19 protein-coding genes and 1 pseudogene are annotated in these 18,948 nt (G+C 39.5%); 16 read left to right on the forward strand and 4 right to left on the reverse strand.

The window, feature by feature from the left end; translation table 11 throughout:
- The first annotated feature begins 8 nt into the window (after positions 1–8).
- From HMPREF2802_RS08440 to HMPREF2802_RS08460, 5 genes are read left to right on the forward strand one after another with little or no spacing between them, the layout of a single operon-like run.
- Positions 9–593 carry a thiamine phosphate synthase gene (locus HMPREF2802_RS08440; RefSeq protein WP_070503622.1) on the forward strand — a complete coding sequence of 195 codons (585 nt, stop codon included), beginning with the start codon at positions 9–11 and terminating at the stop codon, positions 591–593.
- The gene (thiO, locus tag HMPREF2802_RS08445) at positions 586–1,704 is read left to right on the forward strand and encodes a glycine oxidase ThiO (protein WP_070503624.1); all 1,119 of its coding nucleotides are present in this window, start codon (positions 586–588) and stop codon (positions 1,702–1,704) included. Before HMPREF2802_RS08440 ends, thiO begins: the two co-directional genes overlap by 8 nt.
- Complete coding sequence (thiS, locus tag HMPREF2802_RS08450) at positions 1,688–1,888, forward strand: sulfur carrier protein ThiS (protein ID WP_002472636.1); 201 nt, start codon at positions 1,688–1,690, stop codon at positions 1,886–1,888. The genes thiO and thiS overlap by 17 nt, the downstream gene beginning before the upstream one ends.
- Position 1,889: 1 nt before the next feature.
- A complete protein-coding gene (locus HMPREF2802_RS08455) occupies positions 1,890–2,657 on the forward strand; it encodes a thiazole synthase (RefSeq protein ID WP_070503626.1) in 768 nt (255 codons plus the stop codon).
- Positions 2,657–3,655: a ThiF family adenylyltransferase gene (locus tag HMPREF2802_RS08460; RefSeq protein WP_070503628.1), complete on the forward strand. Its 999-nt coding sequence runs from the start codon at positions 2,657–2,659 to the stop codon at positions 3,653–3,655. The genes HMPREF2802_RS08455 and HMPREF2802_RS08460 overlap by 1 nt, the downstream gene beginning before the upstream one ends.
- A gap of 388 nt (positions 3,656–4,043) precedes the next feature.
- Here the strand turns inward: HMPREF2802_RS08460 and HMPREF2802_RS08465 are convergent.
- Positions 4,044–4,766 (reverse strand): annotated as a pseudogene (locus tag HMPREF2802_RS08465) (M20/M25/M40 family metallo-hydrolase); the annotation flags it as partial.
- Positions 4,767–5,114: 348 nt separating this feature from the next.
- Here HMPREF2802_RS08465 and HMPREF2802_RS08470 point away from each other — a divergent pair.
- The 7 genes from HMPREF2802_RS08470 (at position 5,115) to HMPREF2802_RS08500 (ending at position 12,815) form a co-directional block, all read left to right on the forward strand.
- Complete coding sequence (locus tag HMPREF2802_RS08470; RefSeq protein WP_070503629.1) at positions 5,115–6,497, forward strand: YfcC family protein; 1,383 nt, start codon at positions 5,115–5,117, stop codon at positions 6,495–6,497.
- Positions 6,498–6,524: 27 nt separating this feature from the next.
- Positions 6,525–7,400, forward strand: a complete 876-nt coding sequence (locus tag HMPREF2802_RS08475) for a succinylglutamate desuccinylase/aspartoacylase family protein (RefSeq protein ID WP_070503631.1) — start codon at positions 6,525–6,527, stop codon at positions 7,398–7,400.
- A gap of 12 nt (positions 7,401–7,412) precedes the next feature.
- The gene (locus HMPREF2802_RS08480; protein WP_070503633.1) at positions 7,413–8,234 is read left to right on the forward strand and encodes a MurR/RpiR family transcriptional regulator; all 822 of its coding nucleotides are present in this window, start codon (positions 7,413–7,415) and stop codon (positions 8,232–8,234) included.
- 12 nt (positions 8,235–8,246) lie between these two features.
- Entirely contained in the window at positions 8,247–9,374 is a 1,128-nt protein-coding gene (locus HMPREF2802_RS08485; RefSeq protein WP_070503635.1) for a M20 family metallopeptidase, read from the forward strand.
- A gap of 464 nt (positions 9,375–9,838) precedes the next feature.
- Positions 9,839–11,446: an FMN-binding glutamate synthase family protein gene (locus HMPREF2802_RS08490; protein ID WP_070503637.1), complete on the forward strand. Its 1,608-nt coding sequence runs from the start codon at positions 9,839–9,841 to the stop codon at positions 11,444–11,446.
- Between the two features lie 66 nt (positions 11,447–11,512).
- A complete protein-coding gene (locus tag HMPREF2802_RS08495; RefSeq protein WP_002472642.1) occupies positions 11,513–12,181 on the forward strand; it encodes an MgtC/SapB family protein in 669 nt (222 codons plus the stop codon).
- Positions 12,182–12,452: 271 nt separating this feature from the next.
- Positions 12,453–12,815: a YdgA family protein gene (locus tag HMPREF2802_RS08500; protein ID WP_070503639.1), complete on the forward strand. Its 363-nt coding sequence runs from the start codon at positions 12,453–12,455 to the stop codon at positions 12,813–12,815.
- 118 nt (positions 12,816–12,933) lie between these two features.
- On the opposite strand, the gene HMPREF2802_RS08505 is transcribed toward HMPREF2802_RS08500, so the two are convergent.
- Complete coding sequence (locus HMPREF2802_RS08505; protein ID WP_070503640.1) at positions 12,934–14,139, reverse strand: macrolide family glycosyltransferase; 1,206 nt, start codon at positions 14,137–14,139, stop codon at positions 12,934–12,936.
- Positions 14,140–14,324: 185 nt separating this feature from the next.
- Positions 14,325–14,555: a hypothetical protein gene (locus HMPREF2802_RS08510; protein ID WP_002472653.1), complete on the reverse strand. Its 231-nt coding sequence runs from the start codon at positions 14,553–14,555 to the stop codon at positions 14,325–14,327.
- A gap of 790 nt (positions 14,556–15,345) precedes the next feature.
- Here HMPREF2802_RS08510 and fmdA point away from each other — a divergent pair.
- On the forward strand, positions 15,346–16,539 hold the full coding sequence (gene fmdA / locus HMPREF2802_RS08515; RefSeq protein WP_002472640.1) for a formamidase: 1,194 nt from the start codon (positions 15,346–15,348) through the stop codon (positions 16,537–16,539).
- Positions 16,539–16,805: an FmdB family zinc ribbon protein gene (locus HMPREF2802_RS08520; protein WP_070503642.1), complete on the forward strand. Its 267-nt coding sequence runs from the start codon at positions 16,539–16,541 to the stop codon at positions 16,803–16,805. Before fmdA ends, HMPREF2802_RS08520 begins: the two co-directional genes overlap by 1 nt.
- A gap of 139 nt (positions 16,806–16,944) precedes the next feature.
- Here HMPREF2802_RS08520 and HMPREF2802_RS08525 read toward each other — a convergent pair whose 3' ends face one another.
- Positions 16,945–17,370 (reverse strand): pyridoxamine 5'-phosphate oxidase family protein, encoded by a 426-nt coding sequence (locus HMPREF2802_RS08525; RefSeq protein WP_002472637.1) that lies wholly within the window; start codon positions 17,368–17,370, stop codon positions 16,945–16,947.
- A 128-nt stretch (positions 17,371–17,498) separates the two neighbouring features.
- On the opposite strand from HMPREF2802_RS08525, the gene HMPREF2802_RS08530 reads away from it, so the two are divergent.
- Both HMPREF2802_RS08530 and HMPREF2802_RS08535 read left to right on the forward strand, forming a co-directional pair.
- Positions 17,499–17,867 carry a YbgA family protein gene (locus HMPREF2802_RS08530; protein WP_040806846.1) on the forward strand — a complete coding sequence of 123 codons (369 nt, stop codon included), beginning with the start codon at positions 17,499–17,501 and terminating at the stop codon, positions 17,865–17,867.
- A 25-nt stretch (positions 17,868–17,892) separates the two neighbouring features.
- Entirely contained in the window at positions 17,893–18,942 is a 1,050-nt protein-coding gene (locus tag HMPREF2802_RS08535; protein ID WP_070503644.1) for an ABC transporter permease, read from the forward strand.
- The last annotated feature ends 6 nt before the right edge of the window (positions 18,943–18,948 follow it).

Here is an 18,948-nt window from a genome sequence, read left to right on the forward strand (position 1 = left end):
TGACGACTTTGTTTATTGCAATCACACCGTATCGAAACTTAACAGTACAAGATTTAGAACACTATCGTGAACTTGCCACTGACATCGACGGTCTAATACTACGTACGCCTATGCCGATGGATCAACTCGAACAATGGATTGAACAGATAGTACGACAAGGCTTTCCAAAGGATAAATTGATTGCGCACAATGACATTCAGCTATTGGAACGCCAACACTTAAGTGCGATTCATTTTAAAGAAAGTGCTGAAGAACTAGAATCATTTGTCGACACACACCCTAATATTCGCGTTAGTCAGTCTACGCATTCGGCAGCCACAATCCAAAGGGCAGCAAATTTAGACCTTGACTTTGTGTTGTATGGACACATTTTTCCTACAAAGTCTAAGCCAGGGTTAGCGCCGAGGACAGTCGAAGAAATAAAAGAGGCAGTCGCTCAGCCCATACCAGTGGTCGCGTTGGGAGGAATTACGCTCACGAATATTTCACAATTGCCGAAAGGATTTGCAGGTATCGCAGCTATTTCGCTATTTGAAAATGTCACGACGTCAGAGATGAAGGCGTTGAGAAAGGAATGGTCCGATTATGTATGATGTCATCATCATAGGATCTGGAGTCATGGGAATGTCTATCGCACGAGAGTTGAGTGCGAAACAATTGAACGTTGCGGTGTTGGATCGCGATGTACCAGGTAAGCATGCATCGTATAAAGCAGGCGGCATGTTAGGTGCGCAGAATGAGTTCACGTATTATAGCCCGCTATACGAATTAGCGAGAGAATCGCAGAAACGCTTTGAAGGGTTGAGTGAGCGCCTCAAAGAAGAGGTCGGTATCGATATCGAGTTTAAACAAACTGGGCTTATCAAATTAGCAGCGCAGTCTGAAGACAACGACTTTGTCGAAGCCCAATCACAATTCTTAAGCAAGTATAATCCGCTCGTTCGTGATTTAAATCGTGAAGCATTAAAGCGCCATACAAATGGTGAGATTGATGTCACTGGGTTAGCCGCTACGCTCATTCCGGACGACCATCAAATCAATGCGAATAAGTATACGAAAGCATTGCTCAAGTCATTGAATAAGCGCAATGTACATCGCTGGTACCAGACTGAGGCGCAAGCGATTGAACATACATCTTCAGGTTATGTGGTGCACACGGATCGCGAAAGTTTAACGGCCGAACAAGTCATCGTTGCAGGTGGCGCTTGGAGTGCAGATTTACTTGAAGATGAGGCGTTGAAACGACAAGTTACAGGTGTGAAAGGTGAGGTGCTGCTCGTTGAGAATCCTGACCTCAAACTTGAAACAACGGTCTTTATGACGAATGGCTGTTATATAGTACCGAAGAATAAATCGCGGTTTCTCATTGGGGCGACGAGCTTGAGAGACGATTATTCAGTCGGTGTTTCTGAAGCAGGTAAAAAATGGCTATTTGACGAAGCATGTGCCAAGATACCTGGTTTGCGTAACAGTAAAGTATTAAAGCACTGGTCAGGTGTCCGTCCATATACACGTGGTGAACAGCCGATTATGGACGAAATTGAAGAAGGTCTGTTCGTCATCACCGGACATTACCGTAACGGTATTCTGTTATCACCTGTTATCGGGGAACTGATGACAGAATGGCTCGTTGACGGTCAGAAACCTGGCGCCTTAAATGACTTTGCATATGTAAGAGGTGAATTAAATGAAGTGTGTGATTAATGGCGATACGTTCACTTTCGATAGTGAATTGTCCGTACATGATGTGATTCAACAGCTTGAGTTAGATGAGAAGCGCGTCATTGTTGAGCACAACGAAGATTTGCTCAAGCGAGATCAATATGAGCAAGCCATCGTGAAAGAAGCGGATAAATTAGAATTGTTAGAAGTCGTAGGAGGCGGTTAATATGTTTAAAATTGGAAATTTCGAGTTCAAATCAAGATTATTTTTAGGAACAGGAAAGTTTGAAGATGAAGAGACACAAACGAAAGCGATCGAAGCGTCTGAAACAGAAGTACTCACATTCGCAGTACGTCGTATGAATTTATACGACAAGTCTTTACCGAATCCATTAGCGAATGTGGATATGAGTCAATTCACTACTTTTCCAAACACAGCAGGAGCTAAGACAGCTAAAGAAGCGATTCGCATAGCCGAAATTGCGAACCATGCAGGTGTGTGTGACATGATCAAGGTAGAAGTGATAGGGGACGACGAAACGTTGCTACCTGATCCATTTGAGACATACGAAGCATGTAAAGTGTTGTTAGACAAAGGGTACACAGTTTGCCCATACATTTCAAATGACCTCGTGCTAGCGAAACGTCTCGAAGAGTTAGGTGTACATGCAGTGATGCCACTCGCTTCACCAATTGGTACAGGACGCGGTATCAACAACCAGTTAAACTTGCGTTATATTATCGAGCAAGCTAATGTGCCGGTCATCGTGGACGCAGGTATCGGCTCTCCGAAAGATGTGGCTCAAGCGATGGAACTAGGTGCTGACGGTATCTTGTTAAATACTGCAATTTCTAGTGCGAAAGATCCAGTTAAAATGGCTGAAGCAATGAAACTAGGCATTCATGCAGGCCGTCTAGGATACGAAGCTGGTCGCATTCCTGTGAAATATACTGCGCAAGCTTCTAGCCCAACTGAAGGATTAGGCTATTTATAATGACACGCTATGCACGACAAGCGCGCTTTAGTCCATTCGGTGAACAAGGACAATCTCAACTAGAAGCGCTCCATGTTCTGATTATTGGCGCGGGTGCTTTAGGAAGTCATACGGCTGAAATGCTTGTGCGCATGGGGGTAGGACAACTGACCATTGCTGATATGGATATTGTGGAAACGTCCAACTTACATCGACAAGCTGTATATGATGAGCAGGATGTAGCTGAAATGTTGCCTAAAGTGGAAGCGTTGAAACACAAATTAGCTACTGTGAATTCTCAGGTTCCGATTTCTACATTATATATGGAAGTCACACCAACGAATATTAGTCAGCTCATTCGTGATACGCAACCTGATGTCATCATTGACGGTATGGATAACTTTAAAATGCGTTACTTGATTAATGAAGCGGCTTGCGATGCGCAAATTCCGTGGATTTACGGAGCAGTGGTCGGCAGTAAAGGAAGTGTGTACGCTTTTGACTTTACTGGCCCTTGTTTAAAATGCTTATTCGGCGAGATGCCTGAAACGGCTGAGAGTTGCGCAATTAATGGCATCTTGCCACCTGTAGTGCAACAGGTGGCAAGTATGCAAGTGTCAGAGTTATTACGATACGCCAGTGGTAACGGTTTTTCAAAAAAACTTGTGACGATCGATACCTTCCAAGTCAAGTATCAAACGATGAATGTTGACGCTTTGAAAGATACTGACTGTCGTGTGTGCAGCCAACACGATTACCAGTTATTGAATCATAACGAACACCATCCGATAGAAGATTTGTGTGGCAATGCCATTCGATTTCGTTTTAAGCCTCAAGTCTTCGACCATGCTGAATTACTTCCAGGAACGATTGTGAAAAGAAATAACTTTGCTACCATTATCCATTATCAAGATTATACCCTTACGTTATTTAAAGATGGACGTATGAATGTGCATGGTCTGACAGAAGACACAGATGTTAAGACACTCTTTAATACTATCAATAAAAGTTTCAAATGATTTCGCGTCATAACAAACTTATGGGAGAACGATAAATATAAGATACATGAAGGAAGTGTGGCAAGTCACTTCGCTACGTTACGACTAGGGTATTATTATGAACAAATCTGATACTTATTAATGTATAAAGACGCAAGCACAACGAGAGAACAATGAGAAGTTCTCTTATTCCCATTCCTATAACCGTATAATATAAAGAGGTCGGAGCCCGTTTCCGACCTCTTTATTTATTTGGGAGGTAGGAGTGGAAAGTTTCATATCACGAGATGCATAGAGTATATGCATTTTTTACTATGCCGGACGTCTTAATTCTGTCATTTCGACTTACAATCGCTACTTTTATTAACCTTTTTGCGGTGATGCATACCAAGATTTTAAAAATCCCTCAAGAACCTGCAGGCATATCTGGATAAGATTTCGTCACAGCCCAATGTCGCTCGAGTTCATTTAACGCTTGAATAACCTTGGACATCTTCTCAATCGCACTGGCACCGTACAGACCGCCCCCTGCATGAATCATTTGGTGACGCGCACCATCGTGTACGGTCTTAGCGCTTTTAACGGTAATCCAACCTGTAATGACACCACCTTGACCTTGGGCAACTTGTTCACTTGTATCGAGGACCAATCCTAAATCCGCTTGAGGTGCATGTTCGCAGGCTGTCTTCGTGCCAGCTTCTCCGACTTCCTCGCCAACTACAGACTGCACAATAATGTCACCTTGAGGTTGGATATGCTCATGATGTAACTTTTCTAATACATATAATAAGGAAGCGACGCCACCTTTCATATCTGCGACGCCGCGACCGTATAAGTAATCATCTACTTGCGTCAGTTCGAAAGGTGGATAGGTCCAATCTGAGCTGTCTCCAACATGTGCGACATCGACGTGTCCATTAAGGATGAGTTTAGGTGCTGTAGGATCGCTTCCCTTCAACGTCGCATTAATCACACTATCGTTCTCATAAAGGGGGTAACGGTCGACTTCGAAGCCTAGTGCTTCAAGGAAATGTTGAATCTCATCTTGAAGCGGGTCTGTATTACGTGCGGGTGGACTTTCTGTTTGATACTTAACTAACAATTCAAGTATGTGAAATAATCTCTCATTCATCGTACATCTCCCTTTCATCGTATTTAGTTAAAGTGTATCAAAGTAGGGGAGATAAGCAACGAAAGTTATAGAGGTGGAGGTGGGCGCTGGTGGAGAATAAGGATACTTCATTCAATCTTAGTGAATATTCTCATTAGCACTTTTTACTTAATATTAGTGATGAATTCGAAGAAATTATATCAAGTCTATCTTTGCGATAAAACTTCTTTTTAGTATAAAGATATCTTATTTTCTAGAATTTTAAGAGTAAATGTGGTAATTTGTAGTAAATACTTCATTTAATATATTATTTGAAGTATTTACTTTATAATTTTATGTAAGCGCTTACTAAATAAAGGGGACGGTTAAATGAAAAAGAAATTTAAAATGCCGAACACTTTTGTGATTTTATTTAGTTTGCTCACGATTGTTTGGATATTGAGTTTTATTATTCCATCAGGTGAATTTGCTACAAAGGGGAGTAGTAATACAGTTATACCAGGGAGCTTTAAATACGTAGATAGTGGTTTGTTGAATATACTTGATTTATTTAAAGCAATTCCTAAAGGACTTATTGACACAGCAGATCTTATTTTCTTAGTTCTTATAATGGGAGGAGCAGTTGCAGTTATAGAAGGTGAAGGAACTTTTAATGCTGCAGTTCAAAAATTAGTTGATAAAACAAGTGGCAATAAATATCTACTTATAATATTAATAGGTATTACTTTCGGTTTGATTCATGGTTTTGGAGTTAGTGCTAATGCAGTTATTGCTTTTATTCCATTGGGTGTTATATTGGCTCGGAAACTTAATTTAGATGCGATTGTCGGTGTAGGGATAATATATTTTTCTTATTACGTAGGTGCGGTCTCACCTATTTTTGATCCTATTGCATTAGGCGTAGCTCAAAAAATAGCTAAACTGCCTATATTTTCAGGTACTGTTTTTCGAGCTATTACTTTCTGTATATTTATGATTTCTACTATTTCTTATTTAATTTATTATGTGCAAAAAATCTCTAAAGATCCATCTAAAAGTATAATGGGAGAAAAACGATTTTCTGATAGTGTAAGTAAAGAAGAAAACAATAAGAAAATAAAATTCACATGGAAACATAAGTTAATCATTATTCTATTCTTTTTAACTATACTTCTCTTTGTTTATGGATCTTTACAAAAAGGTTGGAACGTAAATGAATTATCAGCGTTATTTATAATTGACGGTGTGTTAACTGCCATAGTCGCACGTATTAAACCTAACGACTTTATTCATACGTTTATTGGTGGAGCCAAGAATATTCTATTTGGGGCTTTAATTATTGAAGTTGCTCGTTCTATAACAATATTAATGGAGGAAGGAAAAATTCTAGATACACTCGTTCATAGTGTATTTATTCCTTTAAGTCATATGCCTACAGTTATAGGTGGAGTGATGATGTTTCTTTTTAATTTGGTATTCAATTTACTTGTGCCATCTGGGAGTGGTCAAGCAGCAGTAGTTATGCCATTAATGACACCGCTTTCTGACGTATTGCATATCACCCGTCAAACGGCTGTTATAGCTTTTAAGATGGGCGATGGAATAACAAATATGATTACACCTGTTTCAGGAACGTTAATGGCAGTACTTGCAATTGGTGGTGTACCTTTTTCTAAATGGGTACGTTTCGCATTACCTCTAGTGATTATTTGGTCAATATTAGCTATTGTATTTGTAATAGTCGCAATCTTAATACAATATGGGCCAGCATAAATTTCAAATAAGGAAGGGAGAACATATATGGAAAGCATCACTTATCATGAACCAAGTCTTTCGAATTTTGATCTTTATACTTTTGGCGAAGGTAAGGGCCCTGAACTTATCATTACTGCAGGAATACATGGAGTTGAACAAACAGCAATTTACACAGCATATCAATTCATTGATTATTTTAATCAACACCCTCCTAAAGGTACGGTAAAGATTATACCTATAGTTAACAAGCCAGCTTACTTCAATCGCTCTCGTGTTTCACCATATGATCAAGTAGATTTAAATCGTATTTTTCCTGGGAAGACTAGTGGTACGCAAACTGAACAACTCGCTCACAAAGTATGGGAAGTGACCAGAAATGCCGATTATATCATTGATTTACACTGCTGTGGTGAGCATGGTTCTACTTATGTCATGTCATTGTATAGTGAATACGATCATCAATATACCTTAGCGCGTAAACTTGGTATTGAAAATGTTGTTCATACTGGAGGAGCACGAGGACAGTTATTTCTTGAAGCTTGCCATGAGGGTCAACAAGCGATGTTGATTGAAATGAAAGGTGGGCAGCCAGACGGTGTAGTGGATTTGCCCTCTGCTGGTTCAACTTTTAAAAAGCTTAAAGACCTTTTTCGTTATACAGGAAATATTCCAAGTAAAGAGCGTGTCGAAGATAAGTATGTTCAGTTTCATCATAAGATGACGACTATGAAATCGAATAGACACGCATTCTTTCGCCCTTACATGAGTGCTGGTATGCATTGTAAAAAAGGTGATATCCTAGGTATGTTGAATAATGAAAAAGTACAAGCCCCTTTTGACGGCTATATTGCAGCAATTAATCGCCCACGCTATTGTTTTTCGGGAGAGCGTATGGTAAGGATATCAGAAAATAATATGTAAGGAGATTAAGTAATGGCGAAGAACGTTATAGAAAAGATTGAATCTGAATTCACAACATTAACTACAGGTAAGAAGAAAGTTGCTAACTATATTCTGAATCATTCACGTGAAGCAAGTTATCTGACCTTAGCTAAATTACAACAGGTAACCGAGGTTAGTGAAGCTACAATTATACGTTTCGCTTATACGATTGGTTATAGTGGCTATACTGAGATGCAAAACGCGATCAGAGAGTATGTGTTTGACGTCAAAAATAAAACAACTTCTACTTCTAAAAGTTATGTAGAAACTATGGAACGTGATAGAGAACTAATTCAAGATATGGCTCATACATTAGATGTTAAACAAGTAGATGATGTAGTAACAATACTTCATCAAACTCGAACAATATATATTATTGGGAACAATACAGCGTACGGTGCAGCTTATTGGTTCAGTCATGTATTCGCTAATTATAAACCTAATGTGATAATTGTAAATCGCGATCAAGTAAATAGATTTTTAATGGATGTTTCAGAAGAAGATTGTGTAGTAGCTATTTCTTTTCCACGTTATCACAAAGACACAGTTCATTTTATTAAAAATGCTCAAAAGCGACAGGCTTGTATTATCGGAATTACTGATAGTCTACTCTCACCGATTTATGATATTTCGGATAAAATCTTTCTGGCAAAAACAAACCGTGATGTGAGTGGTTATAACGAAATCGCACCAGTAATTAGTTTATTAAATGTTTTAGTTACAAGATATAGAGAGCGGTATAAAGATGCAGTAAAATCAAGAATCCAAAATTTAGAAAAATTAAATGATAGTTCTGATGATTTAATCGAATAAGGAGGAGATATGATGTCTGACATCCAACATTATATAGAGATGCACAAGGATGAAATTATTAGTGATATCAAACAGTTAGTTCAACTTGAATCACCTACCTCAGACAAAAATGCAGTTGATCAAGCAGGGGAGTGGATTCAAAATGCTATCAAAAGATACTTGGGAATCACACCGAATATTATTAAACAAAATGAAACAGGGAATCATATAACCTTTGAAACAGGGGAAGGTAAAGAACAAATTTTACTTAGTGGACATTTTGATACAGTTTGGGATAAAGGAGATTTGGAACTAATTGAAGAAGATAACATAATATATGGGCCGGGAGTTATTGATATGAAGACAGGTGTAGTTCAAATTCTCTGGAGTTTACGTGCGTTAAAGGAGAATAATAAAGCATTGAATAAACGAGTGAAAGTCTTGTTCAATGGAGACCACGAAGGTATCGCTTCTCCGACATCCCGACCGTATATCGAGGAAGCTGCTCGTCAAAGCAAATATGGTTTAGTGGCGGAAGCTGCTACCGGAGAACAAGGCGCGCTCAAGACATTTAGAAAAGGTATCTATCGTTATAAAATCCAATTTCATGGTAAAAATTCGCATGCAGGAAATGACCATGAGAAGGGTGAAAGTGCAATTCTTGAAGCAGCAATATTTACTCAGAAATTAGAAAGTTTAACTGATTATGAAGAAGGCACTACAGTGAACGTTGGCTTAATTAGTGGCGGAACAGGTATTAATGTACGACCGGATTTCGCTGAAATTAAAGTAGATGTAAGAGTCGTCGAGAATGAAATAGGTCAACAAATTGATGGAAAAATAAAGAATTTATCATCAAGTAATGAAAAAATAAAAATAGAAATCGAAGGCGGAGAAGTTCGACCTGTTATGGAAAGAACTAAACAAACAGCAATACTTTTTAATAAGGCGCGGAGTTATGCTAATGAATTAGGCTTTGAACTTGAAGAAGTAGCTGTAGGCGGCGGTAGTGATGGTAGTTTTATTGCAGCCCAAGGAACACCTACATTAGATGGCCTAGGTGGTGTAGGTGGGGGTCCTCATGCCCGTAATGAACATATAAATGTCAGATATGTCTCAGATAGAACTGCTTTATTAGCAACGCTAATTGAGAAGTTATAACTGATGTAAAAGTTGTTATTATTAATAGCTATTATTTCTTTTTCATACTAAATAAATTCAACTCTAAGCCTCCACATATTCTTAATGAGTGTGGAGGCTTATTTAAGTCTAAATCCCATAAATTTGTCGTACTATTTTTGATTTTTCACTTTTTACAAAATCCCGTTGTTACGCCTTGAAAAACAAATGAAAATGTAGAATAATACAATGTTGAATAGGTTTAATTTTTTGAGTTCGTTTTAATTTAAAACGATAACATAACGATTGATAACCAAATATTGTAAGTTACTTATTGACTACACGAACTGTCTAGGGTACACAACATTTAAAGCAGTCAGAGGGCGATGATTGCTTTTTTGTTATATCACTTAATAAAGCGCTTACAATATCCTTGGATGAGCACGGGGGAGCTTACACGGTGTCTCAGTATAATCGATGAAACTCACATATTGGGGGATATAGTCATGACATTTCTTACGATACTACAACTAATCATCAACGTATTAGTTGTAGGAGTTCTACTTTTCGGCATTATTACTGCCATTGCTTTCTACTTTAAAGACAAGACGCAGAAACATCACAGTGTGTTAAGAAACTATCCATTACTTGCGCGTGTCCGTTATTTCTTAGAGAAGATTGGTCCTGAGATGCGTCAATACTTGTTCTCTGAAGATACGCAAGGGAAACCTTTCTCACGTAGCGATTATAAAAACATCGTTATCGCTGGGAAGTATAATTCACGTATGTCCAGTTACGGTACGTTGTATCCATATGAAGATGGCTTCTTCATACAGAATGCCATGTATCCGAAGCAAGAATCTGAGCTTAACGTCGATCAATCTCGTATGATTTCGACTTTTATCTACAAGATCAAGAACGAACGTCTCTTCAACCGTGATGAGAAGATTCATAAGACTGAAATTGATCCGTTCTATCTCGCGGACGATGATGCGATCGTCTTAGGCAGTCATCTTCAACATCCTTTTACGATTAAAAGGCTCGTGGGTCAGTCAGGTATGAGTTATGGTGCCCTTGGTGGACGTGCAATTACAGCATTATCAATGGGACTTGGTCAAGCTGGAACTTGGATGAATACAGGTGAAGGTGGTCTTTCTAAATACCATCTCGAAGGTGGCGCAGATATCATCTTCCAAATCGGACCAGGTATGTTCGGTGTCCGCAATAAAGAAGGTGACTTCGATTTAGACATGTTCTTGAAACAAGCGCGTCGTGAAAAGGTCCGTGCCTTTGAAGTGAAACTCGCTCAAGGTGCGAAGACGCGTGGCGGTCACATGGAAGGTAATAAAGTAACAGAAGAAATCGCAGAAATTCGTAATGTGGAACCTTGGAAGACGATTAACTCTCCAAACCGTTTCGCACATATCAATAATAATAAAGAACTATTAAGTTGGGTGAAGAAACTCGAAACGCACGGCCAGAAGCCAGTTGGTTTCAAGATTGTAGTAAGCCGTGTACATGAAATCGAGGCGCTCGTGAAGACGATGGTTGAAACGGATACGTACCCAAGCTTTATCACTGTCGATGGCGGTGAAGGTGGTACGGGTGCGACGTTCCAAGAATTACAAGATGGCGTGGGTCTTCCACTCTTCACAGCACTTCCAATCGTTTCAGGTATGTTGGAAAAATACGGCGTGCGTGACAAAGTGAAGATCTTCGCGTCAGGTAAACTCGTAACGCCAGATAAGATTGCGATTGCGCTCGGTCTTGGCGCAGATTTAATCAATGTTGCACGTGGTATGATGATCAGCGTAGGTTGTATCATGAGTCAACAATGTCATATGAATACATGTCCTGTTGGCGTTGCGACAACGGATCCTAAACGTGAACGTGCGCTGATTGTTGATGAGAAGAAATATCGCGTGACGAACTATATCACTAGTTTACATGAAGGTCTGTTTACGATTGCGGCTGCAGTAGGGGTTTCAAGTCCTACACAAATCACACGCGACCACATTATCTTGAAGCGTAAAGACGGTTCGCTTCAAACGATTCATGACTATAAATTGAAACTCACAGAGACCGCATTGAAAGGTCAATCTGATTCTGCTTAAATTGAAATTATAGTAGAATAAGTACGAGGAAGTTGAAATCATGCATGGCGTGAAAGAAGGGATAATATGTTATTTCAATTAGACCTCTTTCTAAGAATCTTCGTCGCAGCAGTTTGTGGTTCGGTGATGGGTTACGAACGTGCACAGCGGATGAAAGCTGCGGGTGTACGTACGCATATTCTCGTCAGTGCAGCTTCAGCACTCTTTATCATCATTTCGAAATACAGTTTCGATGATTTGTTGGGTCAGACGAACATTGCGCTCGATCCATCACGTGTCGCTGCTCAAGTTGTTAGCGGTATCAGCTTTATCGGTGCCGGCACGATTCTGATTCGTAACTCGAACATCAATGGTTTAACGACAGCAGCAGGATTATGGATCATGTCAGGTATTGGTATGGCGCTCGGTGCTGGCATGTACTTTATCGGTATCGTTACGACGATTCTCATTGTGATTATCCAATACTTTATGCGTGCGCGTTTTCTTCATGAGATTATTATTCGTAAAGAGACGATTAAATTTACGATCGAAGCTTCTTATACACCTCAGTTGAAACGCGAGATTGTAGAGTTGTTGGAGTCACATGGAATCGAACGTATTTCTTTCTATATCTTCAAGATAGACCGAGATATGATTTATCTGAACGTGACAGGTAAAGTGGCAGCGAAAGGTTACGACAACAATGCGATGATTGAGAACTTAGTTAATTTAGATGATATCAAAGCTGTAGGTTAATATAGAACGCTCATAGGAGTCTCAAGTTGACTTCTGTGAGCGTTTTTTGATGATAAAAGGAAAGTTGGAAATGGTGGTCCGTTTGGTGGCGAGTAGATCTGTTTAACTTATATTTCACTCAAAGGGCTTTAAAACTGGATATATATTGGGTTATAAAATCTCTTAAGCATGTTGAATCATTTCTGAAAATAAATTCACACTTTAGGGGGAGGAAAGGTGAAATTACTTATGTTATATTAAAATATAAATTTGAAATATTAGGAGTTTCAAAGTGAAGAAAATATTTTATGTTATAGGTGTTCTTATTATTTTAGCGATAGCTTATATTGTTGCGAACTTTTTCTTATTTGATGCCTGGGCGACACATTCAGGTGAGAAACAATTAAATCAGTATATCAAACAGGGCGATACTAAGAAGTTGAAGAAAGTGTCTAAAGATAATAGTACATATCATTTTTTAAAGAGCCAAAAGCATATTTCTGTTGATAAAAAGGCTGATAATCAAGGAAGTGGACATATAGGTTATTATCGCGTAGAAGTGAATGGTCAACCGGCTGGGTTAAAAATGGAGATTCAGTACGGCTTTCTTCCTGAAATTCCAAAAATAAAATCAGTACAGTTGGATAATGAGTGACATTAACAATATATAAAGTTGCGTTAATATCAAAGAACGCCAAATTTACATCAAATTAAAATGAAGACGACTCGAACAAATGTGAGTCGCCTTCATTTATTTTATCTTAACTAGATTATTAGGATTGTCGCCCGAACGCCATTATTTTATCTGCAGCTACGATATAACCTGGTTCCTCATAAGGCTGATCTTCTGCTACTTTACGCACATTGGCTTGATACGTGTCGAGATGTTCGAGAATGTGTGTAGCTTCTCTTTTAATATCCTCAGCTGAAATATGCGCCGTATCCATTTGCGTGCCAATATTGAGCTCTGCGATACGCTTCGCCACAAACGGTTGATCTGCGCCTTGAGGAAACGCAATCAATGGTACGTGATAATAAATCCCTTCGTTAGTGCTGTTCATGCCACCATGAGTGAGGAAGAGATCTGCACGTTTCAACACTTCAAGCTGTGGCACGTAAGATTTCACGATAAAGTTGTCAGGGAAATCGTTGAGCGTATCCAGCACATCTGGGTTATTGATTGACATGAGCACTGTCGCATCAATATCACTAAATGCTTCGACGCATTGTTCGAAGAAACGCTGATTACTGTTAAATACGGTTCCAAGCGAAATGTAAATAAGTGGACGTGAACTATCAATGTTCTCAAGAAATTCAGTGTCTTGTTCGACGTGACGTAGTGAAGGTCCAGCATAAATAAACTGGTCATCTGGTATGAGATCCTTGTTAGATTGGAAACCTTTCATAACGAAAGTGATATTGAGGTCAGCAGGGTTCTGCATTACCACGTAGCGAGAAGGGATGTCGACGTCGTATTTCTGTTCCAAATGGTGTTTCAAGTCGTTGAAGATGTCATCAGCTTTCGCAACTTCGTCGTCACTTAGGGCATGCGCCATACCATCTAATTTTTGGTCGAAAGTCGTTTTGTTTTCAGCGAAAGAGGCGTAGAGTGAGATGGACGGGATGTCGAGATGTTGCGCGATGCAGTAGCCCATACTAAACATGGAGTCGTAGATGAGATAGTCGTAATGTTCACCTTCAATACCATTTAACACTTCAGGAATCACAACATCGCCCATCCGCAACAGACCGTTAATGACATTAAAGAGGTTATCGTTACCATAATGTCGGAATTCAGTCATGAGCGCCTCTGTTGAAATCGGTCGAATTTCCGCACCGGTTTGTTTGAGTTTGTCAGCGAAGTTGTCTGAGGCGTAGTAAACGACGTGTTCGCCTTGTTCAACGAGTCGCTGTACGATTGAAATCGTCGGATTGATATGACCTTCTGAGCCGACGTTAACCATCAAGACGTTACTCATAGGGGATTCCTCCTTATTGTGATTTAATGCAAAGTCATTTTATCACTTTTAGCTTTTTAAAATGTAATAAAAACTATTGCTAATACAAAATAATGCAACGCAGTAAAAAAGGATGGAACTGAAATCACTCGATTTCGCGTCCCATCCTGAAATAAATCATCTTTGTTGAGGTGTCAGACTTAGGTTTAATCTTTCTTCAACGCATAAATTAATGCGCCGATTAAGCCAAATGTCGCTGCGGCAAACACAACGTTCATAATCACGAGTGTTTCAATGATAACTGAGTCTTTGCCTAAGCGTTCAAATGCATTCTGTTGCATTTCTTGTTCAGAATTCCAATCGCCTTCGCCCTCAGCTTCTGCACGTGACGGCTTGTCTTCAATATCTTTCGCCATACGTTCATCAATCATACTCATTCAATATCACTCCTTGTCTGTTTCATTATTTCATTTCCCGTTTGTAGTTAAACCAATCATACGTTAAGAAAGAGGTGAGTTAGGGTGTTTCACTTTGAGCCGATCTGAGTGCGTAAGTGTATGAAATTCTGCCTAACTGTCTTTTTAGATAAATTAATTGAAATAAGATCTTTTTAAGAACTAACTCAATTAACAGAGAAGTTTGAAGTTCATTTATTGATATTGATTATCAATTTCATAAAAATATAGTAAGTACTCAGTGAAAATGAAACAAAAATAGGTAGGTATTCTGCCTAACTGTTCAAAAACTATGCCTATCTGTTAAATCGGAATACTTAAGTGTTTAAAATGTTTCATTTTAAGCAAACAGAGAAGTCTGACATAAAAGACGAAATGAAGAATTGATTACACTTAGGAACGGTTAAATATGAAACAATACCGTATTTTGAAACAACAAATTTGTTAAAAATTTGCCTAGATGTTCAGATACTATGCCTATCTGTAATGTAGGGGTAGGATAATGAAACAATATTCTATGATTAGAACGACGGAACCGGTGCCTAAGTGTCTGGGTAACGCAAAAATCTTAAAACACGAACAACTACTTACGTATAAATGAAAAACAGTACCTCAAATTTAAGACTCCCTTCCTACTCAAAAAGAGAAAATAATAAACTTTTACCGCAAAATGTGTTAACGTTTACATAACTTCAATTTCAGTCAGAAAACTTTGACATTTTAATCTTCAATGTCGTGCAGAAACGAAAAAATGATAAATGGGGGAATTATCATGCCGAAGAAATTATTTCACGTAGATTTAAACAAAAAGATGGACCAACAAGATCATCCAGGACATAACCGATGGCATCCAGACATCCCAGCTGCATTCTCAGTAGATCCAGGGGAATCTTTCCGTATGGAATGTTTAGACTGGACAGATGGCCAAGTTGGTAACAACGATGATCCAAGTGATATCAAGTACGCGAACCTCAACCGTGTACACGTACTCAGTGGTCCAGTTCATGTTAATGGCGTTGAGCCGGGAGACTTACTTGTGGTAGATATTTTAGACATTGGTGCTTTTCCAGAACATGAATGGGGCTTCAATGGTATTTTCGATAAAACGAATGGCGGCAGTTTCTTAGTTGATCATTATCCAGATGCGCAGAAATCCATTTGGGACTTTAATGGTGTTTATGCGACGAGTCGTCACGTGCCAGGTGTTGAATTTGCAGGGGTCATCCATCCTGGACTAATTGGTGTAGCGCCTTCTCAAGAAATGTTAGATGAATGGAACCGTCGTGAGAAGAAACTCGTAGAACAAGATCCCGATCGCGAGCCACCATTCGCATACTTACCGGATACGGACCAAGTCGTTGCCGGAACGTTGAAAGGTAAAGACTTTGACAAAGTAGCTAAAGAAGGTGCTCGTACAGTACCTCCACGTGAAAACGGTGGTAACTGTGATATCAAGAACCTATCTCGTGGTTCACGCGTTTATTTCCCAGTTCATGTTGACGGTGCGAAACTGTCTATCGGTGACTTACACTTCTCACAAGGTGATGGTGAAATCACATTCTGTGGTGGAATTGAAATGCCAGGTTGGGTCGACTTACGCGTTAATGTGATTAAAGGCGGTATGGACAAATATCAAATCAAGAAGAATCCGGCATTCAAACCAAGTCCATTGCTACCGAACTACAATGACTACATCGTCTTCGAAGGTATTTCAGTAGATGAATTTAGCGGCGAACAAACATACTTAAACGCGAATACAGCTTATCGTAATGCATGTCTCAATGCGATTGAGTTCTTGAAGACACGTGGTTTTACAGGTGAACAAGCCTTCATGTTACTTGGTTCAGCTCCCGTTCAAGGCACAGTTGCAGGTATTGTCGACGTTCCAAACTCTTGCTGTACGATTGCCTTACCACGAGAAATCTTCAAAGGCGATATCATGCCGAAATTGGATCCTGAAGACTAATGCCAAACTATACTTACAAATGTCCTGACTGTGCAGAGTTCACGATTAGACAGTCGATGAACGCCAATCACGACGAGGCCGAGTGTCCCAAGTGTGGGCAACGCTCTACACGTGTCTTTAGCGCACCTCAGACAGGACGTATGGATTCGAAATTGAAGAAACGGATTGAACGCGGACAGGAACCACGTCTGGTAAAAGGCAAAGACTTGCCGAAACAACAGAAGAAACCGAATAAGAATGCTCGTCCTTGGATGACAGGGCATTAATCTCATAATTGGCCACTTCTTGAAGAGGTTGAAAGTATCAGCTTGCAAGAAGTGGCTTTTGAGTGCCATAAAAAAGCACTACGGTGAGAGGCGTTTCCGTCACCGTAGTGCGTTATTGATGAGTTGTGATCTACTTGAATTAATCCATTTCAATCGTACGTGGAGAATCCACATTGTCATCATTCATCACTTTCACCTGTTTAGGAGTGGCTTTGATGACACATAAATCTGGGTCGTCTTTAGAATCGAAGTAGGATTTATCTTGTTTTTGCCATAACCAGTCAATCGTTTCTTGATCTTTCAAGATTTCAACTTCAGCATCAATTTCTAAGAAACTGCGGTTGTTTGTATCGTCGAAACCGAGTAAGATGTGTGCGCGAGGATTGTCTTTGAATTCTTGTATTTTTTCGGATTCGATGCTCGTTTTAGTATAAAGTGTGAAATCATCGTTATAGAAAATCATATATCTACTGTTTGGCACGTTGTTATGAGCAGTAGATAGGACACCTACTTTAGATTGTTCAAGAATCTTCTCAATTTCTGTCTTAACTTGTTCTTTACTCATAGCATTATCACCTCACTCATTATTTACCCGATAGCCATTTATACTACACTTGAATGTCCGATAGTAGTAATAATTCGTAGTCAAAACGGGAATATGTAAAGATAAAGACGTAGTAAGGAGATGACATGATGAAAGAGCGCGGTCGTATTGAGTTATTGTGGCGGACAGAGAAGTACCGTGTGTTATGGTACAGTCACCGTACCTATGATGAAATTAGAGAGCGTTTGAAAGGAGATCCCTCGTACAAAGAAATCGAGAAGCTCATCATTCAAGCGTTGAAATATGAGCCGAAGAAGAACAATATCATTAATTCTGCAGATCATATGTGGGGTTATTTTAAAAATGAAGCGACTTCCGATGAGAAAAAGCATTACAAGAAGTTAAAGCAGGAATTCAAAAGTGGCACGCGCCCTGCATCAGACTTGCGTGACTACTTGAGGGAGTTAGCGCAACGTTATGAATCAGAGTATTTATTAGAAAGTCGCATATTACAATAAAATGCGCAGATGATGGAGGAAAACAATGTTTCTAGCATGGAATGAAATTAAGAGAAATAAACTCAAATTTAGTCTAATTATTTGTATCTTGATACTCATCAGTTATTTATTATTTTTACTCTCTGGGTTAGCAAAAGGGCTAATTAACATGAATACAGAAGGCATTAAAAAGTGGAATGCGGACGCGATTGTCATGAACAAAGATGCCAATCAAACGGTGGCGCAATCTATCGTGTACAAGGATAAAGTGGACGGCAAGTATAAGAAACAAGCGACACTTAAACAAACGGGCGTCATCGCTTCGAACGGTAACGACGAAGAGAATGCGCTCATGTTCGGCACAGAACAGCCTTCGTTCCTCGTATCGAAGATTGTCAAAGGTCACAAAGTCCATAAAGATAAAGAAGTGATGATTGACCAATCACTAGCAAATAAAGGATTTAAGGTGGGCGATCAGCTCAGTTTGTCACAATCTGACGTGAAATTGAAAGTCGTCGGCGTGACAGAAAGTGCGAAATACAACGCTTCACCTGTCATTTTCGCAAACAATCAAACGGTTGCGAAAGTCAATCCACAGCTACAGGGTGACAAAGTGAACGCTGTCGTAGTGAAGGACAAGAATTGGAAAGACAAATCACTCGACAGCAAGCTTGAAGCGGTGAGCATGGATAACTTTATCGAACAACTTCCTGGCTATAAACCGCAGAATCTGACTTTAAACTTCATGATTACGTTCTTATTTATCATATCTGCGACAGTTATCGGCGTCTTCTTGTACGTGATGACTTTACAGAAGAAACAACTCTTTGGCGTCTTAAAGGCACAGGGCTTTACGAATGGCTATCTCAGCAAAGTGGTTCTATCACAAACCTTCATTCTCGCATTGATAGGTACAGTCATTGGCTTTGGACTGACGTTGTTGACGAGCGCATTCTTGCCAGATGCGGTGCCGATTAAGCTGGATTTACTCACACTACTGCTCTTTGGCGTGGCACTTATCGTGATTTCGCTACTAGGCAGTGTGTTCTCAATACTCAGCATCCGTAAGATAGATCCGTTGAAAGCGATAGGTTAGGAGGCA

This window comes from Staphylococcus sp. HMSC071G07 (genome assembly GCF_001811435.1).
Taxonomy (GTDB): Bacteria; Bacillota; Bacilli; order Staphylococcales; family Staphylococcaceae; genus Staphylococcus; species Staphylococcus pettenkoferi.